Here is a 20,931-nt window from a genome sequence, read left to right as displayed (position 1 = left end):
CAGCGCCACAATTTCAGCATCCCCCCGCGCCTGCTGTGCCCACCTGCCCTGGCATTCGGCAGCAGATGGCGCTGCTTCGGGCTTGATTCCAACGCGGCAACGAGGCATCAGACCCATATGCTGATCTATAAAATCTTTCGCGCCGACGAATGGTCGGCCCTCCAGTCCCAAGGCGACACCCTTGGCGCGCCCATCGACCTGAGTGACGGGTTTATTCATTTCTCCACCGCCGCGCAGGCCGCCGAGACCGCAGCCAAGCATTTTGCCAATGTGGACGGCCTGTGGCTATTGGCCTTGCAGGCTGAGGCCCTGGGCGAGGCGCTGAAATGGGAGGTCTCCCGTGGGGGGGCCAAGTTCCCGCATCTCTATCGCAAGATGCAGCTCTCAGAGGTGCTTTGGGCCAAGCCGCTGCCGCTGGTCCAGGGCCTGCATCAATTCCCCGAGGAGATGGCCAGAGGAGAGGGGATGAGCGCTTATGTCGATCCGACCCCTACGCAGTTTGCAGCCTTCAAAGCGCTGGAGCGCGGAGCTCCCATCGAGATGCTCAATCTGGTGCGTTTCAAGGCCCAGGCCGACTACCCCGAAGGTCACGCGCTGGCCAATGCAGGTCTCAGCGGGGCTGAAGCCTACAAGAACTACGGCGCCGAATCTGGCCCAATCTTTGCCGGGCTGGGGGGCAAGATCGTCTGGCGCGGCGGATTTCAAACCACATTGATCGGCCCCTCGGATGAGGCCTGGGACCAGGTGTTTGTCGCCCGCTACCCCGACGCCCATGCCTTTTTGGCGATGGTGACCAATCCTGACTATCAAAAAGCCGTAGTGCACCGACAGGCCGCCGTTGCCACCTCGCGGCTGATCCGCACAAAACCCGGCGACAGCGGAGCGACCTTTGGATGAAACTGACTGAGAAACTGGCGCTGAAAGCCCTACACAGGGTAGATCCAGAGGTGGCCCATGGCCTGTCGATCAAGGCGCTCACCGCCGGATTGACCCCAGCCCCTGGCCCTGTGACCTCTGCCCGTCTGACATGTGAAATCGCCGGTATCCCCCTGCCCAACCCTGTTGGTCTGGCGGCTGGCTTTGACAAAAATGCCGAGGCCCTGGCGCCGCTGTCGCAGGCCGGGTTTGGCTTTATCGAGGTTGGCGCCGCCACCCCGCGCCCCCAGCCCGGCAACCCCAAGCCACGCCTGTTTCGCCTGACCGAAGACCGCGCCGCGATCAACCGCTTTGGCTTTAACAACGACGGCATGGAGGTGATTGCCTCCCGTCTGGCCAAACGCCCCAAACAGGCCGTCATCGGATTGAACCTGGGCGCCAACAAGGACAGCGATGATCGCGCAAAAGATTTTGCCCGGGTGCTGGCCCATTGTGGTGCCTACCTGGATTTTGCCACCGTCAATGTGTCCTCTCCCAATACCGAAAAACTGCGCGATCTTCAGGGCAAGGCGGCGCTGTCGGCGCTGCTGAATGGCGTCATTGAAACCCGCGACAGCCTGGAGCGCCGGGTGCCGATCTTCCTGAAAATCGCGCCCGATCTGGATCGCGCCGGGATCGAAGATATTGCCGCTGTTGCGGTTGAAACCGGCATTGACGGGGTGATTGCCACCAATACCACCCTGTCGCGCGAGGGCTTGCAAAGCGCCCACCGCGATGAGGCCGGCGGGCTGTCCGGCGCCCCGCTGTTTGAAAAATCCACCCGGGTTCTGGCGCAGCTTTCTGAGCTGCTGGAGGGCAAATTGCCGCTGATTGGCGTTGGTGGCATCGCAACCGCAGAGCAGGCCTATGCCAAGATCTGCGCCGGGGCTTCGGCAGTGCAGCTTTATACCGCCATGGTCTATGGGGGTCTGTCGCTGGCGGCTGAGATCGCGCAGGAGCTGGACCACTTGCTGGCCCGCGACGGGTTTGACAGCGTTGCTGCTGCGGTTGGGACAAAACGCGGAGACTGGCTATGATCACCTATTGGCACAATCCACGTTGCTCAAAATCCCGCGCCGGCCTGGCGCTGTTTGAGGCTAAGGGCCTGGCGCCCCAGGTGCGGCTTTATCTGCAAGACGGCCCAAGCCTCGACGAGCTAAAAGCACTGCAGGCCGCGCTTGGGTTGTCGGCAATCAAAATGATGCGCAGGGGCGAAAAGATTTTCAAGGAGCTGGACCTGCATGAGGACAGCCCCGAAGCCGAGCTGCTGGATGCCATGGTGGCCCATCCCATCCTGATTGAACGCCCCATTGCGATCAAAAAAGATGCAATCAAAGGCGACGAGGCCGTGATTGGCCGCCCAACCGAGGCGCTTGACGCGCTGATCTGATCAGGGGGCGACCTCTGCTTCCAACCGGGGGTAGCGCAGCCCCAGCGTCATGCCCCGTGCCAGGTTCAAAATGACCAGCGCCGCCCAAAGCCCGTGATTGCCAAAGATCGGCACCAGGGCAATCAGCACCACCACATATAGCGCCACGGATTGCACCATGGCGCGGCGCATATAGCCGGTCCAGGTGGCGCCGATATAGATGCCGTCATACATGTAGCTGGCCACCGAAATGATGGGCAGCAGGGCCGCCCAGATCAGATAGCTGCGCGCCGCGACCCTGACCTCGGGCGCCTTGGCCATCAGATCAATCAGAAAGGGCCCACCAAGGGCAAAGCCAAGGGCCAGCAGCACGGCGCAGCCCATCCCCCATTGGGAGGATATCCAGGCCGCCCGGCGCAGGTTGCCCCGGTGTTTTGCCCCGATGGCTGCGCCCACCAGGGCCTCGGCGGAAAAGGCAAAACCATCCAGCGCAAAAGCGGTGATTTCAACAAATTGCAGCAAGACCTGATTGGCGGCCAGGGTGACATCGCCAAATTTGGCCCCCACAAACAAAAAGGTGGTAAACGAGCCCGTCAGCAGCACCGAGCGCACCATGATATCGCCATTCACCTGCGCCATGCGGCGGATACGCACCGGGTCAAACACCCGGGGCCAATCGCACCACTGCCTGCCCGTAAAGGCGGCGCGGCACAGCCAGAGCCCCAGCAAGACTCCGGTCCATTCGGCAATCAAGGTGGCGATGGCTACGCCTTCCACGCCCCAGCCCAGCCCCAGCACAAACCACAGATCCAGAATGATATTGAGCCCATTCATCCATATCTGCAGCACAAACACGCCACGGGTGTTTTCAACCGCGATCAACCAGCCGGTCACCGCATAAAGCGCGATGGTGGCGGGGGCGCCCCAGATGCGGATTTGCAGATAGTCGCGCGCCAGTCCTTCGACCTCGGCGCTGCTGGGTGCCAAAAGAAAAGCGCCCCCAAACAGCAGCTTTTGCAGCAGGATGAAACTCACCCCGGCCGCAGCGGCCAGCAGCACGCCCCGCATCAACAACGCACCACTTTCGGCCACATCCCCAGCGCCGCGCGCCTGCGCCACCAGCCCGGTGGTACCCATGCGCAAAAAGCCAAAGATGAAATAGAGCGTCGCCAGGATCACCGCGCCAAGACCAACCGCGCCGATGGGCGCCGCCGTGCCCATCTGGCCGACCACCCCGGTATCCACCGCTCCCAGAATTGGCACCGTGGCATTTGACAGCACAATCGGCACAGCAATCTTTAGCACCCTTGCGTGGGTGATCTCAGTCTGCGGCTTGGCCATTGGGGGGTCTCTTTCTCTGCAGCCTCGGGTGCGAATGGGACCCAATAGCCAGCGCGTCAGCGCGGGGGCCTTTGGGTCAGCTCTTGTCCTTGTCCTGCGGCATCAGGAAATGGCCCGTGCCCTGGGCAAAGAGCTTATCCTTGTGATCCTGCCAGGCCTCGACATGGACCGAAGCATAGCGCCGCCCGGCGCGGCTGATCGTGGCGCGGGCATAGGCGTCACGCGGCAGGCCGGAGCGCAGGTAATCAACTGTAAAATCAATGGTCTTGGGCTGGCGTGGCAGAACGCCCCTGGCCATCTCATCCGGATCCAGTGCACCGCTCTCAATCCGCTCCCACAGATGCGACCAGTTCAGCGAAATCATCGCGGTGATCTCCAGGAAGGCCGCTGTCACCCCCCCGTGGATGGCGGGCAGAAAGGGATTGCCGATATGTTTCTCGCTAAAGTTCAGCTGCGCCGTCAGCTCATCGCCGCGGCGGTCAAAGCTGACATTGAGAAACTGAATATAGGGCACCGAATCGAGCAGCGCATTCAGTGCCGCGTCGCGACGCTGTTTCACCACCTGGACATGTTCTGGACGAGGGCGGTTCAAAATCCGGACTCCACTGTAAAGGCGCCAGAGGCCGTGGCCACCGGGCGGTCGGTATCATCGTCCTTCGCCACCGCCCGCACAAAGGCCACATTGCGGGTGATATGATGGCAGGTGGCGCGGGTGGTGATGGTCTGGCCGGGGGTGGCGGCGCGCATGTAATCAATCCGCAGATCAATTGTCGCGGTGCCGCCGGGCGCGTCAGGGTGACACATCACCGCTGCGCCGCAACAGGTATCCATCATGGCAGATACCGCCCCTCCCGCCACCACACCGCTTTGCGGATCACCGATGAGCTTTGTGTTGTAAGGCATGGAAATACGGGCAATTCCATCGCCAATATCCTCTAGCACCAGGCCCAGTTCCTGGGCATGGGGAATGGCCTGAATGAACTGACGGGCGAGTTTGGTCTTGTCTGCCATATGGCTGTTTCCTGTCTTGGCTTGGGCCTATTTGTGGCCCTGCTCGGAACAAAGAGCAAGCCCACAAGACGCAGGGAGGTTGCACTGGCCAATTCAAGTGCATAGGTTGCGCGCGAGGGAGATGATGGATGACCGAAGCACGATTGTCATTCAAGGAAATGTGCGCAGCGTTCGACGTTACGCCGCGAACCTTGCGTTATTATGAGTATATCGAACTGCTGAAACCAGATCGCGAAGGCCGGTCCCGGTTTTACGGCGCCCGCGAGCGCGCCCGCATGAAGCTGATTCTGCGCGGTCGCAGGTTTGGGTTTCAGCTGGAAGAAATCCGGCAGTGGCTTTTGATATATGAAAATGAGGGCAACCAGGCCCAGATGCAGGCCTTTATCGAGATGGCCGATCGTCAGATGGGAGAGCTGCAACAGCAGCGCGAACAGCTGGACGAGGCACTGGATGAATTGGGCAGCCTGCGCGCAACGACACAGAGCCTTTTGAAATAGACAAGAAACACTCTGAAGACATTTATGTGGCCCATCCTGCCTGCGCGGGGTGGGCCACATCATTTTTGCAATGCTGTCAGGTCTGCAATACAGTCTGGGCTGCAGAGGCTGCGATGGCCTGCAGTGGGGCCAACAGGACCGGCCCTGCAAAGCCGCGCACCCCCAAGCCCCCGGTGACAGGCCTGCCGCAATAGCCAGACCCCTATGCGCGGTGAGAACAACGTGAATGCGGATTGTTCAGTACAACTTGGCGTCAAAACCAGTGACAGCTACGTCATCTCCAAAAATGACGTGGCGTTCAGCTTACGTAAACGTCAAGATGATGTTGTAAAACCCCCGAGACCGTCCCAGCTTGGGGGGGCAACCTGACGGATGCTGACCCAGGACCGACAAAGAGTGACGACGATGACAGAAGAAGAGACAAAATCGATCCGTGAGATGTGTGATGCCTTTGGCGTCACCCCCCGCACCCTGCGCTTTTACGAGGCAAAGGAGCTGCTGTTTCCCCAGCGCGACGGTCAGAAACGACTGTTCACAAAACGCGATGGTGCCCGGCTCAAGCTGATCCTGCGCGGCAAACGCTTTGGCTTTAGCCTGGAAGAGATCCGTCAGCTTCTGGATCTCTATCATATTGGCGACCAGCAGGTGACCCAGCTGTCGCGCACCTATGAGATCGCCTGTGACCGCCTGGCCGACATGGTGCGCCAGCGCGATGAGCTGAACGAGGCTATCGAAGAGCTTCAGGACCAGCTGAAATGGGGAGAGAAAGTCATCGCCTCAATGAAATCAGAACAAAAGGCCGCCGAATAGCGCCCTGCCCGCTTTATCCTCTGCCGCAACGGGCCGAGGACCACCCTAAAACAGATGTCGCTACCAACGAGGACCCAGATGCCAGTCTATACAGCCCCCACCAAAGACACCCAGTTCATCCTGCATGACGTTTTGAAAGTCTCTGAGGCCGCCACCCCCGGCTATGACGATCTGGAGCGCGACTTTACCGCCGCCATTCTGGAAGAGGCCGGCAAGATCAGCTCCGAGGTGCTGCACCCTTTGAACACTGTTGGCGACCAAGAGGGCTGCAAACTGGAAAACGGCCTGGTCTCGACCCCAACCGGGTTCAAAGCTGCGTTTGAACAAGTCAAAGAAGGCGGCTGGACCGGGCTGGACATGCCCGAACAATATGGTGGCCAGAACATGCCCTATGTGCTGGGCACCGCCGTCGGCGAGATGTTCTCCTCTGCCAACCAGGCCTTTGTGATGTACCAGGGCCTGACCCATGGCGCGGCAGCGGCGATCCTGGCCCATGGCACCGACCAGCAAAAAGACACCTATCTGCCCAAGATGGTCTCGTGTGAGTGGACCGGCACCATGAACCTGACCGAACCCCATTGCGGCACCGATCTGGGCCTGATGCGCACCAAGGCAGAGCCACAGGATGACGGCAGCTACAAGGTCTCGGGCCAGAAGATCTTTATCTCGGCGGGGGATCACGACCTGGCCGACAATATCATCCATCTGGTGCTGGCCAAGATCCCCGGCGGACCAGAGGGCATCAAGGGTGTTTCGCTGTTTATCGTGCCCAAATTTGTGGTCAATGAAGATGGCACACCGGGGGCACGCAATGGCGTTTCCGTGGGCAATATCGAGAAAAAGATGGGCATCCACGGCAATTCCACCTGTGTGATGAACTATGACGAAGCCACCGGCTATCTGCTGGGCGATACCCACAAGGGCATGCGCGCCATGTTCACCATGATGAACGAGGCCCGTCTCGGCGTTGGCATGCAGGGCGTCTCCCAGGCCGAAGCCGCCTATCAGAACGCGGTGGCATACGCCAAGGACCGCCTGCAGGGCCGCGATGTGACCGGCGTCAAAAACCCCGATGGCCCCGCCGATCCGCTGATCGTGCACCCAGATATCCGCCGCTCGCTGATGGACCAGAAAAGCTTTATTGAGGGCGGTCGTGCCTTCCTGCTTTGGGGCGCCACCCTGATCGACCAGGCGCACCGCGACGGCAACAAAGACGCCGACGGCCTCGTCTCCCTGCTGACCCCGGTAATCAAGGGCTTCCTCACGGATGAGGGCTACGACATGACCGTCAAGGCGCAGCAGGTCTTTGGCGGCCACGGCTATATCGAAGAACACGGCATGAGCCAGTACACCCGTGACGCCCGCATTGCGCAGATCTATGAAGGCGCCAACGGTGTTCAGGCGCTGGACCTGGTGGGCCGCAAGCTGGCGGTTGATGGCGGCAAACACCTGATGGGTTTCTTTGAACTGGTCAAATCCTTCTGCAAGGACAACGCCGAGCTGAACGAAGACTACGCCAAGAGCTACATCGCTCCGCTGAAAGCAGCCTCCAAAGACCTGCAGGCCGCCTCGATGTATTTTATGCAAAACGGCATGAAAAACCCCAACAACGCCCTGTCGGGCTCGTATGATTTCATGCATATGTTTGGCCATGTCTGCCTGGGGCTGATGTGGGCGCAGATGGGCAAAGCCGCCATCGAAGCGCTTGACGCCGGGGCCTCTGACGCGGCGTTCTATGAGACAAAAATCGCCACTGGCCGGTACTATATGGCACGGAGGCTGCCCGCCACCAAACTGCATCTGGCCCGCATCGAGACCGGCGCCGATACGGTGATGGCCCTGGATGCGGCAAGTTTCTGATCCATATGAAAGACCGGGCCTCCCCTGCACAGCCTCAGGGGGTGCCCGACCCGGTCCGGGGCTTTGACCAACTGCCTGCAAGGAGCCTCCGATGCCAAAACGTTTCCGCCTCACCCGCCGCTTTCCCGTCGCCATGACAGAGGATGGCTACCGCAGGCTGAAACGCTTTGCCGCCGAGGCCGGACTGGACGAAGGCGAAGCCCTGTCATTTCTGTTCGAGAATTTCGACAGCGTGACGGATCAAGAAAACCTCGGGCACCGGCTGCGACTGTTCAACAGCGCGCTGGAAGACCGCAAAAGATAAGGGTCCGGCGCGTGGCGCGCCAAGACGGGCCAAAGGGAGCAACATGACGATCGAGACGCGTTCCGCCTGGATGACTGACGAGCACCAGATGCTTGCTGATATGACAGCGCAGTTCATCACCAATGAATGGATGCCCAAATACGAGACCTGGCGCAAACAGGGCATGATGGACCGCGAGACCTGGACCCAGGCGGGTGAGTTGGGCCTGCTCTGCCCCTCCATTCCCGAAGAATACGGCGGCGTCGGCGGTGATTTTGGCCATGAGGCCGCCATCCTGATCGAAGGCAGCCGCGCCAATCTGGCCAGCTGGGGTCATGGCATCCATTCCGGTATCGTGGCGCATTACATCCTGAAATACGGCACCGAAGAGCAGAAAAAACGTTGGCTGCCCAAGATGATCAGCGGCGAGCTGGTCGGAGCCCTGGCGATGACCGAACCCTCCACCGGGTCCGACGTGCAACGGATCAAGACCAAGGCAATCCGCGACGGCAATGCCTATCGCCTGTCGGGTCAAAAGACCTTCATCACCAATGGCCAGCATGCCAACCTCATCCTGGTGGCCGCCAAGACCGACCCCAGCCTCGGGTCCAAAGGGGTCTCACTGGTGGCGCTGGAAACCGATGGCGCCGAAGGCTTTGCCCGCGGCCGCAATCTCGACAAAATCGGGCTGCACGCGGCCGATACATCAGAGCTGTTTTTTGACAATGTCGAAATCCCACCAGAAAACATCCTGGGCCAGGAAGAGGGCAAGGGCTTTTATCAGATGATGCAGCAACTGCCGCAGGAACGTCTGATCATCGCATGCGGCGCGGTTGGCGCCATGGAGGGGGCAGTTGCGCGCACCATCGCCTATTGCAAGGAACGCGAAGCTTTTGGCGGTCCCCTGACCCAATTCCAGAACACCCGTTTCAAACTGGTGGAATGCCTGACAAAAACCAAGGTCGCCCGTGCCTTCCTTGATGAATGCATGGTGGAGCACCTGAAAGGCGCGCTGACGGTCGAAAAAGCCGCGATGGCCAAATATTGGACCACCGACACGCAGGGCGAAGTCCTCGACGAATGTCTGCAGATGCACGGCGGCTATGGCTTCATGCAGGAATATGCGGTCGCGGAAATGTGGACTGACGCCCGGGTGCAACGGATCTATGGCGGCACCAACGAAATCATGAAGGAATTGATTGGCAGGTCATTGTGACACAACACCGGTTTCGCTCAACAGGACCTGATGGATGCCTCCGGCGGAGGTATTTAAGGCAAGATGAAATCAACGGCGCGTCCCTGCCCCCAAGCCTTCGCCAAATGGGCAGGGACGACTTCACCTTACGCGGTCATCGGCTCCTCAGCCTGTACCGCGCCACGACAATAACACACAACCATAGAAAGAGTGTTAATTCTCTTTCATCTTACTCAAAATACCTCACGGGGGTCCGGGGGTGTGAAACCCCCGGCACCACATTGGCGACAGGGAGAACAGCGTGACGATTAAACTGCATTGTTTTGGCGAGTCGGGGCATTCCTACAAAGCGGCGCTGACGCTAGAGCTGTCGGGTTTGGACTGGGAGCCAGTATTTGTTGACTTTTTTGCCGGGCAGCATCGCGGTGAGGACTATCGCAACCTAAATGTCATGGCAGAGGCTCCGGTGCTGATTGACGGTGATATCCGCCTGTCACAGTCCGGGGTCATCCAGCAGTATATCACCGATAAGACCGGAAAGTTTGGCGGCGCGCCTGACGAGAAATATGAGGTCCTGCGCTGGGTTCTCTGGGATAACCACAAGCTCTCCAGCCAGGTTGGAATGACCAGGTTTCTGATGAACTTCCTGCCTGAAGACAAACGCCCCAAAGAGGTGATCGGCTTTATGCAGGGACGCCTGAAAGCTGCCTTTGCCACCTTGGAAAACCAGCTCAGGGGGCGCGACTGGCTGGTGGGTGACGGCATGACAAATGCCGATCTCACCTGCTGCGGCTACCTGTTCTATGATGAGCCTTTTGGCTTTGACCGCAAAGACCACCCCAATATCGACGCCTGGCTGACGCGCATCAGCGCAACGCCAGGTTGGAAACACCCCTATGATCTAATGCCCGGCAATCCGTCGGACCGCGCTTGAGGAGAGACTCATGACCGAAGCTTATATTTACGACGCCATTCGCACCCCGCGTGGCAAGGGCCGCAAGGACGGCGCCTTGCACGAGGTCACCTCGGTGCGCCTGTCAGCTTTGACGCTGAACGCGCTGAAAGAGCGCAACAATCTTGAAGGCCATGCCGTTGAAGACGTGATCTGGGGCAATGTCACCCAGGTGATGGAACAGGGCGGCTGCCTGGCGCGCTCGGCGGTGCTGGCCTCGGATCTGGACCAGTCTATTCCCGGTCTTGCCATCAACCGGTTCTGCGCCTCCGGCATGGAGGCCGTCAACCTGGCCGCCAACCAGGTCAAGGGCGGCGCCGGCCAGGCCTATATCGCGGGTGGAGTCGAGATGATGGGCCGCGTCGCCATGGGCTCTGACGGGGCTGCCATCGCGGTGGATCCCTCCCTGGCCTTTGAGACCTATTTTGTGCCTCAGGGCATTTCCGCCGATATTATCGCCACCGAATATGGCTTCACCCGCGAGCAGGCCGATGCCCTGGCGGTGGAAAGCCAGCGCCGTGCCAAAGCGGCCTGGGATGACAACCGGTTTGCCAAATCAGTGATCACCGTGCGCGATCAGAACGGCATCGCCATTCTGGACCATGACGAATACATGCGCCCCGGCACCGACATGCAGTCGCTTGGCGCGCTAAATGCCTCGTTCCAGATGATGGGCGAGCAGATGCCCGGTTTTGACAAGGTGGCGATGCTGAAATACCCGCATCTGGAGCGGATCAACCACATCCACCACGCGGGCAACTCCTCTGGTATTGTTGATGGCTCTGCTGCCGTGTTGATCGGCAACAAGGAGTTTGGCGAGCAATATGGCCTGAAGCCACGTGCCCGCATCAAGGCCACTGCCAAGATTGGTACCGACCCCACCATCATGCTGACAGGCCCGGTGCCTGTGACGCAAAAGATCCTTGCTGACAACGGCATGGTGATTTCCGATCTGGATCTGTTTGAAGTCAATGAAGCCTTTGCTGCTGTTGTCTTGCGCTTCCAGCAGGCCTTTGATCTGGATCCGGCCGTGGTCAACCCCAATGGCGGCTCCATCGCCATGGGCCACCCGCTGGGGGCCACAGGTGCGATGATCATCGGCACATTGCTGGATGAGCTGGAGCGTCAGGATAAGGAAATGGGTCTGGCGACGCTCTGTATTGCCTCTGGCATGGGGGCCGCCACCATCATCGAGCGCGTCTGATGCCCAAGTTGGATCTGGCACAAATCCCCTATCAAGGCGGCTCGGGCTACCCGGGAAAGCTGGCTGAGGCGGTCGCAGGCCGCTCTAGCCAGCGCATCGGGGATGCCAGCGGTTTGAGCCAGTTTGGCGTCAATATCGTGCGGCTGGAACCCGGTGCCCTGTCCTCGTTGCGCCACTATCACATGCAGCAGGATGAATTCCTGGTGATGCTGAGCGGCGCCTGCCTCCTGATCGACGATCAGGGCGAACACGCGATGCACCCCGGTGATTGCGCCGCCTTTCCAGCCGGTGAGGCCAATGGCCATCACCTGAAAAATAACACCGACGCGCCGGCCACCTTCCTGGTGGTGGGCACGCGGACCCCGACTGAAACCGCTTACTACAGCGATATCGACATGATGGTAGAGTTGGATGCCGATGGATCCTCCTTTACCCGTAAAGACGGCAGCCCGCTGACGGCTGACCAGATCGGAGACGAGACATGAGTGAGTTTACGCTTTCCAAGGACGCAAACGGCGTCGCAACAATCACCTGGGATGTTCCCGGCAAGACCATGAACGTGATGTCCTTTGACGGGCTCACCCAGTTGGAGGCCTGCATTGACGAGGCCCTGGCGGATGATGCCATCAAGGGCGTGGTGATCACCTCGGGCAAAGAGGGTACATTTGCCGGCGGCATGGACCTGAACCTGCTGGCGGTGATGAAGGACGAGGCCGGCGATGAGCCCGCCCGCGGCCTGTTTGAAGGCACCATGAAAATGCATGCCCTCCTGCGCAAGATCGAGCTGGCCGGCATGGATCTGAAAACCAAAAAAGGTGGCAAGCCAATTGCGGCTGCCCTGCCCGGCACCGCTGCTGGTATCGGGATGGAGCTGCCGCTGGCAACCCATCGCATCTTTGCCGCTGAGAACCCAAAGGCCAAATACGGCCTGCCAGAAATCATGGTTGGCATCTTCCCCGGCGCCGGCGGCACCACCCGCATGGTGCGCAAGGTTGGCGCCATCGCCGCCGCGCCGCTCTTGCTGGAAGGCAAGATGCTGGACGTGAAAAAGGCCAAGGCTGCTGGCTATGTTGACGAGATCGCCGCTGATCCCGTTGCCGCCGCCAAGGACTGGGTGCTGAATGCATCCGCGGCGGATCTGGTGAAACCCTGGGATGCCAAGGGCTACAAGATGCCCGGTGGCGCGCCCTATCACCCTGCTGGTTTCATGAACTTTGTTGGCGCCTCCGCCATGGTGCACGGCAAAACCCAGGGCGCATTTCCAGCCGCCAAGGCGCTGCTGTCGGCCGTCTACGAGGGCGCGCTGGTGGATTTTGACACTGCGCTCAAGATCGAAGCCCGCTGGTTTACCTCGGTGCTGATGAACCCCTCTTCCGGGGCAATGATCCGCTCGCTCTTCATCAACAAGGAAGCGCTGGAAAAAGGCGCGGTCCGTCCCAAGGATGTCCCTGATCAGCGGGTGCAGAAACTGGGCGTGCTGGGGGCTGGCATGATGGGCGCCGGCATTGCGCTGGTCTCGGCCCAGGCCGGGATCGAGGTGGTCCTGGTAGACCGCGATCAGGCTGCCGCCGACAAGGGCAAGGCCTATACCGAAGGCTACCTCGACAAGGGCATGAAGCGCGGCAAGGTCACCGCCGAGAAGAAAGAGGCGATGCTGGCCCGCATCACCGCTACCCCTGATCTGGAGGCGCTGAAAGGCTGCGATCTGATCATCGAGGCGGTCTTTGAGGATCCAGCGGTCAAGGCCGAGATGACCAAGAAGGTCGAGGCGATCATTCCAGAGGATTGCATCTTTGCCTCCAATACCTCGACCCTGCCGATCACCGATCTGGCCAAGGCCTCGGTCCGGCCCGAGCAGTTCATCGGCATCCACTTCTTCTCACCTGTCGAGAAGATGCTGCTGGTGGAAATCATCAAGGGCAAAGAGACCGGCGACCGGGCCGTGGCCAAGGCGCTGGACTATGTGCGCCAGATCAAGAAGACGCCCATCGTCGTCAATGACGCGCGCTTCTTCTATGCCAACCGCTGCATCATTCCCTACGTGAACGAAGGCGCGCGGATGATCACCGAAGGTGTCTCGCCGGTGCTGATCGACAATGCCGCGCGTCAGCTTGGCTTCCCGGTTGGTCCCATTCAGCTGACGGATGAGACCTCGATCGATCTGGGCGCCAAGATTGCCCGCGCCACCAAGGCGGCGATGGGCAACGAATATCCCGACAACCCTGCCGATGACATGATCTTCTGGATGGAAGATCTGGGCCGTCTGGGGCGCAAGGCCAACGCTGGCTTCTTTGACTATGACGAAAAGGGCAAGCGCATCGGCTATTGGAAAGGCATGCAGGACAAATACCCGCTGCTGGAAGACCAGCCTGATCTCATCGAAGTGCAGGAACGCCTGATGTTCTCGCAGGTTCTTGAGGCTGTGCGGGCGCTGGAAGAAGGCGTATTGGAAGACATCCGCGAAGGTGACGTGGGCGCGGTTCTGGCCTGGGGCTTTGCGCCCTGGTCCGGCGGCCCGCTCAGCTGGCTGGACATCATCGGCACGCCCTATGCGGCCGAACGCTGCGACCAGCTGACCGCAGCCTACGGCGAGCGTTTTGCCTGCCCGGATCTGCTGCGTGAGATGGCTGCCAAAGGCCAGACCTTCTACGGCCGCTTCAACCCGGACGCCGCCTCGGCGGCCTGAGGCCCACACCCGAGCTGACGACACCAAAACCGCCTCCCATTTCACTGGGGGGCGGTATTTTTATGCCCGCCCCCTGAAGATCCATGAAAGCAACCATCTGATCATCTATGGGGCAAGGTCTGAGATCTGAACAAATTGCTGTCTGCAAGCAGGCCGCCGGTCCCTGTTGAGGATCACCGCGTCAGTTCGGTCCAGATCCGGGTGTAGAGGTCTTGGGCTTCGCGGCCGCAAAGTTTCTGCTCGATGGCCGCGCCCTTCAGCTCATCAGGCACGCTGAGTTCCCGCGCGTTCACCAGTTCGGGGGTCATAAATTCCTCGGACCCTACAATGCCATTGCTGTACATCGTGTAATTCGAGATCATCGCGGCATTCTCGGGCGCCATGATGAAGTTCAGGAACAGGCGGGCGTTTTCGACATTGGTGGCATCAGACAGGATGGCGGCGTTGTCCATCCACTTCATGTAGCCGGTTGCGGGCCAACCATATTCGAAGCCGTCGTTCATGCCGTGGATACGGGCGGAAGCGCCGCTCCAAAAGACCGAGGCGTTGAGATCCTCGTTGATGAACTTTTCAAAGGAAGGGTAATCGACCGAGGCCCAGTTTTCCTTGGCCGAAAGCAGCAGATCGCGCGCCTTGCTCAGGCTTTCGCGGTCGGTGGTGCAGGGTTCGGCGCCGATGTAGCTGAGGGTCATGTCGATCATGTCGTTCATAGAGGGCACGACGTTGATGCTGCCCTTGAGCTCTTCGGGTGGGTCGAGGAAGATCGCGGCCGTGTTGATGTCGCCATCATAGACCTTCGTGTTCACCATGACGCCGGTGGTGCCCCAGACCCATGGCACGGTGTAGCTGCGCTCGGGATCGGTGGGGATGGATTTCCACTGCTCTGCGATGTTGTTGAAATTCTCCATCTCACTGGGGCTGCTTTCCATCAGCAGGCCCTGCTCAACAAAGGCAGGAATGAAGTAGCCGCTGACGATGATCACGTCCATGCCGTGACCGCCGGCCTGAACGCGGGCGATGGCCTCTTCGTTGGCGACAAAATCGGTCAGGGTGACCTCGACGTCGTATTCCTTCGAGAATTTCTCGAGCAGCTCCGGCGGGGTGTAGAGCCCGAAGTTATAGAGGTTCAGGTTGCCTTCGGCCGCGGCGGACTGCGCGAGCAGGGCCAGGCCAGCGGCGAGTGCAGTGCTGGTGGTGGTACGTTTCATGGGAGGGCTCCGATGTTGGACTAGGGGTTGGCAGTTTCTTCTTGGTTATTCCTTGGTGCGGGTGATCACCCACGATGCGGTGACGATGGAAATGCTGGCAAAAAGCAACAGCGCCGAAATTGCGTAGATTTCCGATGAAAGGTTCCGGCGCAACTCGCCCATCAGGTAGGTGGGCAGGGTTTCCTGGCCCGGCGACTTGAGGAAGCTGCTGACCACCACATTGTCGAGCGAAATGACAAAAGCCAGCATGAAACCGGCCAGGATACCTGGCAGCAGCAGCGGCAGCGTGACCCGCCGGAAGGTGTAGAACCGGCTGGCATAAAGATCCATCGATGCGGTTTCCAGCGTCATGTCCATACCCGACAGGCGGGCGCGGATCGGCAAAAAGGCAAAGGGGATGCAAAAGGTGGTATGGGCCGCGAGCATGTAGCCAATGCCCTGGTATCCGGTCACCTTCTTGACCTGCGCCAGCACCACCATAAGGGCGATGGCAAAGACAATTTCAGGCACCAATAGCGGCAGGTTCAGGACAACAAAGATACCACCCTGCCCTTTCACAGGTCTGCCACGGGTGACGGCAAGGGCCGCTGCGGTGGCCAGGCCGGTGGAGACCGTGGCCGCCACCAGGGCCAGGATCACAGAGTTGAACGCGGCGCTGCGAAAGGCGGCATTGTCCAGCGCTGCGGCGAACCATCGCAACGAGGCCCCCTCCCACTGGCCTGCGGTTTCCCCGCCGTTGAAAGCGTTCACCACCAGTATCAGCACCGGGATATAGAGCGCCAGGAAGGTGAAGATCGCAATGGTTGCGGCACCGGGAACATGGGTAACGTCAAAGCGTTTTTCAGCCATTGGTTTCGTCTCCTTTTGCCGCGCGGCGGGCGTACCAGACCATCGCGCCCAGCACGACGAGGGTGAGGGTAATCGACAGCGCCGCGCCCAGGGGCCAGTTGCGGCCCTGACCAAATTGCAGGTCAATCAGGTTGCCCCACATCATCGCCCGGCCACCGCCCATCAGGCGTGGCGTGACATAGGCACCAAGGGCGGGGATAAAGACCAGGATCGACCCGGCAATGATGCCCGGCCACATCAGCGGCAGCACCACGCGGCGCAGGCAATAGAGCCTTGAGGCATGCAGGTCGTAGGCGGCTTCGGCCAGACGGAAGTCAAACTTTTCGATCGCGGCATAGACCGGCAGCACCATCAGCGGCAGATAGACATAGGTCATCCCCACCAGCACGGCGCCATTGGTGAACATCATCTGCAACGGCGCGTCTATGATCCCCGTTGCCAGCAGCAGCCGGTTGAGTGTGCCGTCGGCGCGGATCACCTCCTGTATTGCAATGGTGCGCACCAGCAGGTTGGTCCAGAACGGCACCGTGATGAGAAACATCCAGTAGGCCCGCGAATAGACCGGACGGGTCGCGATGAACCAGGCCGTGGGGATACCAAACACCACGGTGAGCGCGGTGGTCGCCAGCGCCAGGCCGACGGAGCGGCCCAGGATCGTCAGATGTGCGGTGGCCGGGATGTAGCTGTCGTCAAAGAAGTCACGATCCAGAAACACCGACCTCCAGCCCTCGATCGAGAACCCGGGCTCTACATTGCCATACTGGCCTGCCTCCATGAAGGAATAGGTGGCCATGATGGCCAGCGGCAAGACCGAACAGAGCACGATCACGATCAGTGCGGGCAAGGCCAGCGACCAGCGCCGCCGGGTTTCGGCGCGGTAAAGGGCGCTTTCGCTGACGATGGCCTCAGGCGGCATTGGCGATCTCCTCTGGCAGGATGCGCAGCGCGTCGATGGGAAGGGAGACCTGCAGGCCCTGCCCCTCTTGGAAAGTTGTTTCCGCGTGCGAATTATTCGGCGTGCGCAGCCTGACCGTTTCGCCGTTGGTCAGGCGCAGGGTAACCTGGGTGTCAGTGCCGGAAAACACCAGGGCCTCGACCCGACCATCAAGCGTGATGGCGTCACGGACCGCCGCGCCGGCGACAACCTGTTCCGGGCGGATCATCACTGTGACCGGGCCACTGGCAGCATCTTGGTTTGGCAGCGGGACGGGCGGATGCCCGGCCAGAGTCAGTTTGCCCTCTGCCACAGAGCCAGGAAGAAAATTGGCTTCACCGATAAACTCGGCCACAAAGCGGTTCGCCGGGTGGTCGTAGAGCGACCGGGGGTCAGCCACCTGCTGCAGCCGCCCGCCTTCCATCACCGCGATGCGATCCGACATGGTCAGCGCCTCTTCCTGGTCGTGGGTGACGAAGATGAAGGTCAGGCCCATCTCACGCTGAAGACGCTTGAGCTCAAGCTGCATCTGTTTGCGCAGTTTGAGGTCGAGCGCCGAGAGCGGTTCATCCAACAACAAAATACGCGGCCGGGGCGCCAGGGCCCGCGCCAGGGCCACCCGCTGTTGCTGACCACCAGACATCTGGCTGCTCTTGCGGTCGCGCAGATGCGCCATCTGCACAATCTCGAGGATCTCATCCACGCGCGGTGCCACCTCTTCCGGCTTGGCGCCCCGCGCCTCCAGCCCAAAGGCAACGTTCTCGGCCACGGTCATATGCGGAAACAGCGCGTAGCTTTGAAACACGGTGTTCACCGGGCGATGATTTGGCGGGATCGCCGCGATGTCCTTGCCGTCCAGTACCAACTGGCCGCTGCTGGGCTGTTCGAACCCGGCAATCATCCGCAGCAGGGTTGTCTTGCCACACCCCGAGGGGCCAAGCAGGGTGAAGAACTCGCCTTCCTCGATCATGATGTCAATCGACCTCAGCGCATGAAAGGCACTGGCACCTAAGCCGAATTTTTTCGAAAGAGAGCGTATGTCGAGCATGTGTACCAACCTTGTTAATTTCCCAAAAGTTATTGACATTATTTTTTTAGTCAATAAAAAATTTTACATGCACAAAAATTTTCATGCGCAGAAAAGAGATTCAGATGCCTAAAAATGCAGCACCCGGCTTGCGGGACCGAAAGAAAGCCCAGCGGCGCGAGGACATTCTTGCAGCAGCTATCGGGCTGTTCGAGAAGAAGGGTATCGATGCAACAACGGTCGCGGACATCGCTGAAGCCTGCGACGTTTCTGCGCCAACGGTGTTCAACTACTTCGGATCCAAGGACGGTATTCTGGTGGCCATCATCGAGGAGGGCACCCAGCGCAAGCGCGAGAGCGGATCGCGCCGACCGCGCCTGGAGGGGGTTCCGCTGGTCAGCATCGTGCTGGACCTATTTCTGGAAATTTCAGAGGAGACGCTGGATATCGCGTCGCGCCGGGTCTGGCGGTATGCCGAAGCCTCGGTCATCCGGCGGCCCGAAACAGACCTGTCCGAGCGGTTTCGAAACAACTCGCGCCTGCTGATAGACGCCATCGAGGAGCGGCTGGAGATTTATGAGCTGCGCACGCGCACCGGCCCGCCGATGGACCCCCGCTATCTCGCGGTGCTGCTGCACGACCTGTGGATGCCCTGCTACCTGACCCTGATCACCGACCCGCAGACCACCATGGACGCTCACAACGCGCAGCTGTCAGAGCGGATCACGCCACTTCTGAGCTACGTTTTCGACGACACCACGCTAGCCGCTACGCGCCTGCGCCCGACAGGAGAGACCGCATGACCCCCACCTTCGTTTTCACAAATGCAAGTGTGCTGACCATGGACCCCAAGGCCCCGCGCGCAACGGCGGTTGCGGTCAGCGGCGACCGGGTCACTGCCGTCGGCACCAACGCCGAGATCGAGGCTCTGGCAGGACCGGAAACGCGCAGGATTGACGCCAAGGGCCGCACGCTGCTGCCAGGCTTCGTGGAATCGCACGTGCATCTCTTCATGGGCGGCTATAATGAAACCGTGATCAGGGCCGACCGGGTCAGCGGCATGGAGGCGCTGCGCGCGGCGGTCACGGACTATGCGCACGCCCACCCCGACCACAGTCTGTTGCTGGGACAGGGCGCCGATTACGCAATCATCGCACCAGACCAGCCGCTGGACCGGCATATACTGGACGCGCTCTGCCCGGACCGGCCGCTGGCGATCATGGCCTACGACTTTCACACCGCCTGGGCCAATACCGCCGCGCTGACGGCAGCGGGGCTTTTGCAGGGGCGCGACCTGCCGCGCGGCAATGCCGTTGTGATGGGCCCGGACGGCAAGGCAACGGGCGAGCTGCAGGAAAAATTGGCGATACTGCCAGTGCTGGAGCTGCGCAACGTCGGCGGCCGAGAATCACTGGGCATGTCCGGGATAGAACCACCGGTTTCCCCGACCGAAAAAGACCGCCTTGAGGACCGCGAGACCCTGAAGGTCGGCCTGCGCCATGCGGCGCGTCACGGTATCACCTCTATGCACAACATGGACGGCAACCGCTACATGCTGGAGATCCTGCGCGAGATCGAAGAAGAGGGAGAGCTGATCTCGCGGTTGCGCGTGCCATTCCATCTTACCCCGGAAATGGACCTGTCCGAACTGGACCGCGCCAGCGCGATGACGCGGGATTTCACCAGCGACACCCTCTGTTCGGGGGTGGTGAAAATCTTCCTGGACGGGGTAATCGCCAGCGGTACGGCGGCGATGATAGATCCCTATACCAACCGGCCCGGCCACCGGGGCGACATGCTGTTCACCCGCGAGGATTTCATCGCGGCGGCGGTCGAGATCGACCGGCGTGGGATGCAGATCGCGATCCATGCCATCGGCGATGCGGCGGTGCGGCTGGCGCTGGACGGCTACGAGGCGGCGGCAAAAGCCAACGCTCCGCGCGACCGCCGGCACCGGGTTGAACATATCGAAATGCTGCATCCGGACGACCTGGCGCGCTTTGCCGAACTGGGGGTTGTGGCCTCCATGCAGCCGCCCCACGCGCCGGTGCGGGAGGACGAAACCACTGTTGGGATCGGCCCGGACCGGGCACGATACGCCTACGCCTGGCGCGACATCGCCGAGACCGGCGCGACGCTTGCCTTTTCCTCGGACTGGCCGATCGTGCCGATCTCACCGCTGGCCGGGATCCAGGCAGCGATGACCCGGCGGAACTGGGTCGAGGGCCTGCCCGATCAAAGGCTGGATCTGCACACCGTGCTGGCGGCCTACACCCGCAACGGCGCCTACGTCGGCTACTCTGAAGGGATGACCGGGACACTCAGAACCGGCATGAAAGCGGACCTCGCCCTGCTATCGGGCGATATCGAGAAAACAGCAGCCGACCGGATTGGCGAAATGGAGGTGGATCTGACCCTGTTCGACGGAAGGATCACCCATCAGCGCTGACGGCCCTGCCACAACGACGTTGGGGGCCACTCTGCCCCCGGCCAGCGCCACCTGCCCCGGCTCTGTTCGATCCGGGCCGAGATCGGACCGGCGACGGAGTTCACCACCAGTCGGGGCACCGGATGGGCACAGGGTGAGCACTGGGCGAGCACTGGGCGAGCTGTAGCGATGAGCTAGTGGCCTCGGTTACCGGCCAAAGTCCGGCAATGCTGCTGCATTCCACAAAGAAAATGCGGCAAAAGATGCAAGCGCGTCAGGATCAGAAAAAGCCAACCGGAAAACGCAGCGCGTAATGACCAGATAGATACTGGAACGAATTTTGAATTCAGGATCTGGTGTCT

Annotated in this window: 21 protein-coding genes and 1 pseudogene; 15 read left to right on the top strand and 7 right to left on the bottom strand. The window is 60.6% G+C overall.

All coding sequences use genetic code 11. The features are described 5' to 3' along the window. Positions 1–117: 117 nt before the first annotated feature. The 4 genes and pseudogenes from ARCT_RS25770 to arsC all read left to right on the top strand — a co-directional run. A pseudogene (locus ARCT_RS25770) lies at positions 118–453 on the top strand (DUF952 domain-containing protein); the annotation flags it as partial. Next, positions 448–897, top strand: a complete 450-nt coding sequence (locus tag ARCT_RS0109695; protein ID WP_379652497.1) for a DUF1330 domain-containing protein — start codon at positions 448–450, stop codon at positions 895–897. The pseudogene ARCT_RS25770 and the gene ARCT_RS0109695, both read left to right, overlap by 6 nt. Beyond that, a complete protein-coding gene (locus tag ARCT_RS0109690) occupies positions 894–1,952 on the top strand; it encodes a quinone-dependent dihydroorotate dehydrogenase (protein ID WP_027239892.1) in 1,059 nt (352 codons plus the stop codon). Before ARCT_RS0109695 ends, ARCT_RS0109690 begins: the two co-directional genes overlap by 4 nt. Next, on the top strand, positions 1,949–2,305 hold the full coding sequence (gene arsC / locus ARCT_RS0109685; protein ID WP_027239891.1) for an arsenate reductase (glutaredoxin): 357 nt from the start codon (positions 1,949–1,951) through the stop codon (positions 2,303–2,305). The genes ARCT_RS0109690 and arsC overlap by 4 nt, the downstream gene beginning before the upstream one ends. On the opposite strand, the gene ARCT_RS0109680 is transcribed toward arsC, so the two are convergent. The 3 genes from ARCT_RS0109680 to ARCT_RS0109670 form a co-directional block, all read right to left on the bottom strand. After that, positions 2,306–3,625 carry an MATE family efflux transporter gene (locus ARCT_RS0109680; RefSeq protein WP_027239890.1) on the bottom strand — a complete coding sequence of 440 codons (1,320 nt, stop codon included), beginning with the start codon at positions 3,623–3,625 and terminating at the stop codon, positions 2,306–2,308. A gap of 76 nt (positions 3,626–3,701) precedes the next feature. Further along, positions 3,702–4,217, bottom strand: a complete 516-nt coding sequence (locus ARCT_RS0109675; RefSeq protein ID WP_027239889.1) for a PaaI family thioesterase — start codon at positions 4,215–4,217, stop codon at positions 3,702–3,704. After that, positions 4,214–4,636 carry a PaaI family thioesterase gene (locus tag ARCT_RS0109670; protein WP_027239888.1) on the bottom strand — a complete coding sequence of 141 codons (423 nt, stop codon included), beginning with the start codon at positions 4,634–4,636 and terminating at the stop codon, positions 4,214–4,216. The genes ARCT_RS0109675 and ARCT_RS0109670 overlap by 4 nt, the downstream gene beginning before the upstream one ends. 128 nt (positions 4,637–4,764) lie before the next feature. On the opposite strand from ARCT_RS0109670, the gene ARCT_RS0109665 reads away from it, so the two are divergent. From ARCT_RS0109665 to ARCT_RS0109625, 9 genes are all read left to right on the top strand, one after another. Continuing rightward, on the top strand, positions 4,765–5,133 hold the full coding sequence (locus ARCT_RS0109665) for a MerR family transcriptional regulator (RefSeq protein ID WP_027239887.1): 369 nt from the start codon (positions 4,765–4,767) through the stop codon (positions 5,131–5,133). A 405-nt stretch (positions 5,134–5,538) separates the two neighbouring features. Further along, complete coding sequence (locus ARCT_RS0109660) at positions 5,539–5,943, top strand: MerR family transcriptional regulator (RefSeq protein ID WP_027239886.1); 405 nt, start codon at positions 5,539–5,541, stop codon at positions 5,941–5,943. A 78-nt stretch (positions 5,944–6,021) separates the two neighbouring features. Continuing rightward, the gene (locus ARCT_RS0109655) at positions 6,022–7,803 is read left to right on the top strand and encodes an acyl-CoA dehydrogenase C-terminal domain-containing protein (protein WP_027239885.1); all 1,782 of its coding nucleotides are present in this window, start codon (positions 6,022–6,024) and stop codon (positions 7,801–7,803) included. A 91-nt stretch (positions 7,804–7,894) separates the two neighbouring features. Beyond that, a complete protein-coding gene (locus ARCT_RS0109650; protein ID WP_027239884.1) occupies positions 7,895–8,107 on the top strand; it encodes a hypothetical protein in 213 nt (70 codons plus the stop codon). 43 nt (positions 8,108–8,150) lie between these two features. Continuing rightward, positions 8,151–9,302: an acyl-CoA dehydrogenase family protein gene (locus ARCT_RS0109645; RefSeq protein ID WP_027239883.1), complete on the top strand. Its 1,152-nt coding sequence runs from the start codon at positions 8,151–8,153 to the stop codon at positions 9,300–9,302. Positions 9,303–9,582: 280 nt separating this feature from the next. Further along, the gene (locus ARCT_RS0109640; RefSeq protein WP_027239882.1) at positions 9,583–10,215 is read left to right on the top strand and encodes a glutathione S-transferase family protein; all 633 of its coding nucleotides are present in this window, start codon (positions 9,583–9,585) and stop codon (positions 10,213–10,215) included. 10 nt (positions 10,216–10,225) lie between these two features. After that, on the top strand, positions 10,226–11,437 hold the full coding sequence (locus ARCT_RS0109635; protein ID WP_027239881.1) for an acetyl-CoA C-acetyltransferase: 1,212 nt from the start codon (positions 10,226–10,228) through the stop codon (positions 11,435–11,437). Beyond that, positions 11,437–11,922 carry a cupin domain-containing protein gene (locus tag ARCT_RS0109630; protein WP_027239880.1) on the top strand — a complete coding sequence of 162 codons (486 nt, stop codon included), beginning with the start codon at positions 11,437–11,439 and terminating at the stop codon, positions 11,920–11,922. Before ARCT_RS0109635 ends, ARCT_RS0109630 begins: the two co-directional genes overlap by 1 nt. Continuing rightward, complete coding sequence (locus ARCT_RS0109625) at positions 11,919–14,123, top strand: 3-hydroxyacyl-CoA dehydrogenase NAD-binding domain-containing protein (protein ID WP_027239879.1); 2,205 nt, start codon at positions 11,919–11,921, stop codon at positions 14,121–14,123. Before ARCT_RS0109630 ends, ARCT_RS0109625 begins: the two co-directional genes overlap by 4 nt. Positions 14,124–14,296: 173 nt before the next feature. Here the strand turns inward: ARCT_RS0109625 and ARCT_RS0109620 are convergent, their stop codons facing one another. From ARCT_RS0109620 to ARCT_RS0109605, 4 genes are read right to left on the bottom strand one after another with little or no spacing between them, the layout of a single operon-like run. Continuing rightward, positions 14,297–15,331: an extracellular solute-binding protein gene (locus ARCT_RS0109620; protein ID WP_027239878.1), complete on the bottom strand. Its 1,035-nt coding sequence runs from the start codon at positions 15,329–15,331 to the stop codon at positions 14,297–14,299. Between the two features lie 45 nt (positions 15,332–15,376). Beyond that, positions 15,377–16,180, bottom strand: a complete 804-nt coding sequence (locus ARCT_RS0109615; protein ID WP_027239877.1) for an ABC transporter permease — start codon at positions 16,178–16,180, stop codon at positions 15,377–15,379. Further along, positions 16,173–17,096, bottom strand: coding sequence for an ABC transporter permease (locus ARCT_RS0109610; RefSeq protein WP_051360641.1), 924 nt, complete (start codon positions 17,094–17,096; stop codon positions 16,173–16,175). Before ARCT_RS0109610 ends, ARCT_RS0109615 begins: the two co-directional genes overlap by 8 nt. After that, positions 17,086–18,162, bottom strand: coding sequence for an ABC transporter ATP-binding protein (locus tag ARCT_RS0109605; protein ID WP_036784699.1), 1,077 nt, complete (start codon positions 18,160–18,162; stop codon positions 17,086–17,088). The genes ARCT_RS0109610 and ARCT_RS0109605 overlap by 11 nt, the downstream gene beginning before the upstream one ends. Before the next feature lie 83 nt (positions 18,163–18,245). Between ARCT_RS0109605 and ARCT_RS27040 the strand changes: the two genes are divergently transcribed. Next, entirely contained in the window at positions 18,246–18,944 is a 699-nt protein-coding gene (locus ARCT_RS27040; RefSeq protein WP_084300800.1) for a TetR/AcrR family transcriptional regulator, read from the top strand. Beyond that, a complete protein-coding gene (locus ARCT_RS0109595) occupies positions 18,941–20,590 on the top strand; it encodes an amidohydrolase (RefSeq protein ID WP_027239873.1) in 1,650 nt (549 codons plus the stop codon). Before ARCT_RS27040 ends, ARCT_RS0109595 begins: the two co-directional genes overlap by 4 nt. The last annotated feature ends 341 nt before the right edge of the window (positions 20,591–20,931 follow it).

It is taken from the genome of Pseudophaeobacter arcticus DSM 23566 (assembly GCF_000473205.1).
Classification (GTDB): domain Bacteria; phylum Pseudomonadota; class Alphaproteobacteria; order Rhodobacterales; family Rhodobacteraceae; genus Pseudophaeobacter; species Pseudophaeobacter arcticus.
Note: the sequence above shows the minus strand (reverse complement) of the source record. Positions and strands in the feature narration are given on the sequence as shown.

Excerpts from the sequence above, each read along its gene's own strand:
- ARCT_RS0109695 (WP_379652497.1), top strand. The coding sequence starts at position 448 with ATGGCCAGAGGAGAGGGGATGAGCGCTTATGTCGATCCGACCCCTACG.
- ARCT_RS0109690 (WP_027239892.1), top strand. The coding sequence starts at position 894 with ATGAAACTGACTGAGAAACTGGCGCTGAAAGCCCTACACAGGGTAGAT.
- arsC (WP_027239891.1), top strand. The coding sequence starts at position 1,949 with ATGATCACCTATTGGCACAATCCACGTTGCTCAAAATCCCGCGCCGGC.
- ARCT_RS0109680 (WP_027239890.1), bottom strand. The coding sequence starts at position 3,625 with ATGGCCAAGCCGCAGACTGAGATCACCCACGCAAGGGTGCTAAAGATT.
- ARCT_RS0109670 (WP_027239888.1), bottom strand. The coding sequence starts at position 4,636 with ATGGCAGACAAGACCAAACTCGCCCGTCAGTTCATTCAGGCCATTCCC.
- ARCT_RS0109665 (WP_027239887.1), top strand. The coding sequence starts at position 4,765 with ATGACCGAAGCACGATTGTCATTCAAGGAAATGTGCGCAGCGTTCGAC.
- ARCT_RS0109660 (WP_027239886.1), top strand. The coding sequence starts at position 5,539 with ATGACAGAAGAAGAGACAAAATCGATCCGTGAGATGTGTGATGCCTTT.
- ARCT_RS0109655 (WP_027239885.1), top strand. The coding sequence starts at position 6,022 with ATGCCAGTCTATACAGCCCCCACCAAAGACACCCAGTTCATCCTGCAT.
- ARCT_RS0109650 (WP_027239884.1), top strand. The coding sequence starts at position 7,895 with ATGCCAAAACGTTTCCGCCTCACCCGCCGCTTTCCCGTCGCCATGACA.
- ARCT_RS0109645 (WP_027239883.1), top strand. The coding sequence starts at position 8,151 with ATGACGATCGAGACGCGTTCCGCCTGGATGACTGACGAGCACCAGATG.
- ARCT_RS0109635 (WP_027239881.1), top strand. The coding sequence starts at position 10,226 with ATGACCGAAGCTTATATTTACGACGCCATTCGCACCCCGCGTGGCAAG.
- ARCT_RS0109630 (WP_027239880.1), top strand. The coding sequence starts at position 11,437 with ATGCCCAAGTTGGATCTGGCACAAATCCCCTATCAAGGCGGCTCGGGC.
- ARCT_RS0109625 (WP_027239879.1), top strand. The coding sequence starts at position 11,919 with ATGAGTGAGTTTACGCTTTCCAAGGACGCAAACGGCGTCGCAACAATC.
- ARCT_RS0109620 (WP_027239878.1), bottom strand. The coding sequence starts at position 15,331 with ATGAAACGTACCACCACCAGCACTGCACTCGCCGCTGGCCTGGCCCTG.
- ARCT_RS0109615 (WP_027239877.1), bottom strand. The coding sequence starts at position 16,180 with ATGGCTGAAAAACGCTTTGACGTTACCCATGTTCCCGGTGCCGCAACC.
- ARCT_RS0109610 (WP_051360641.1), bottom strand. The coding sequence starts at position 17,096 with ATGCCGCCTGAGGCCATCGTCAGCGAAAGCGCCCTTTACCGCGCCGAA.
- ARCT_RS0109605 (WP_036784699.1), bottom strand. The coding sequence starts at position 18,162 with ATGCTCGACATACGCTCTCTTTCGAAAAAATTCGGCTTAGGTGCCAGT.
- ARCT_RS27040 (WP_084300800.1), top strand. The coding sequence starts at position 18,246 with ATGCGCAGAAAAGAGATTCAGATGCCTAAAAATGCAGCACCCGGCTTG.
- ARCT_RS0109595 (WP_027239873.1), top strand. The coding sequence starts at position 18,941 with ATGACCCCCACCTTCGTTTTCACAAATGCAAGTGTGCTGACCATGGAC.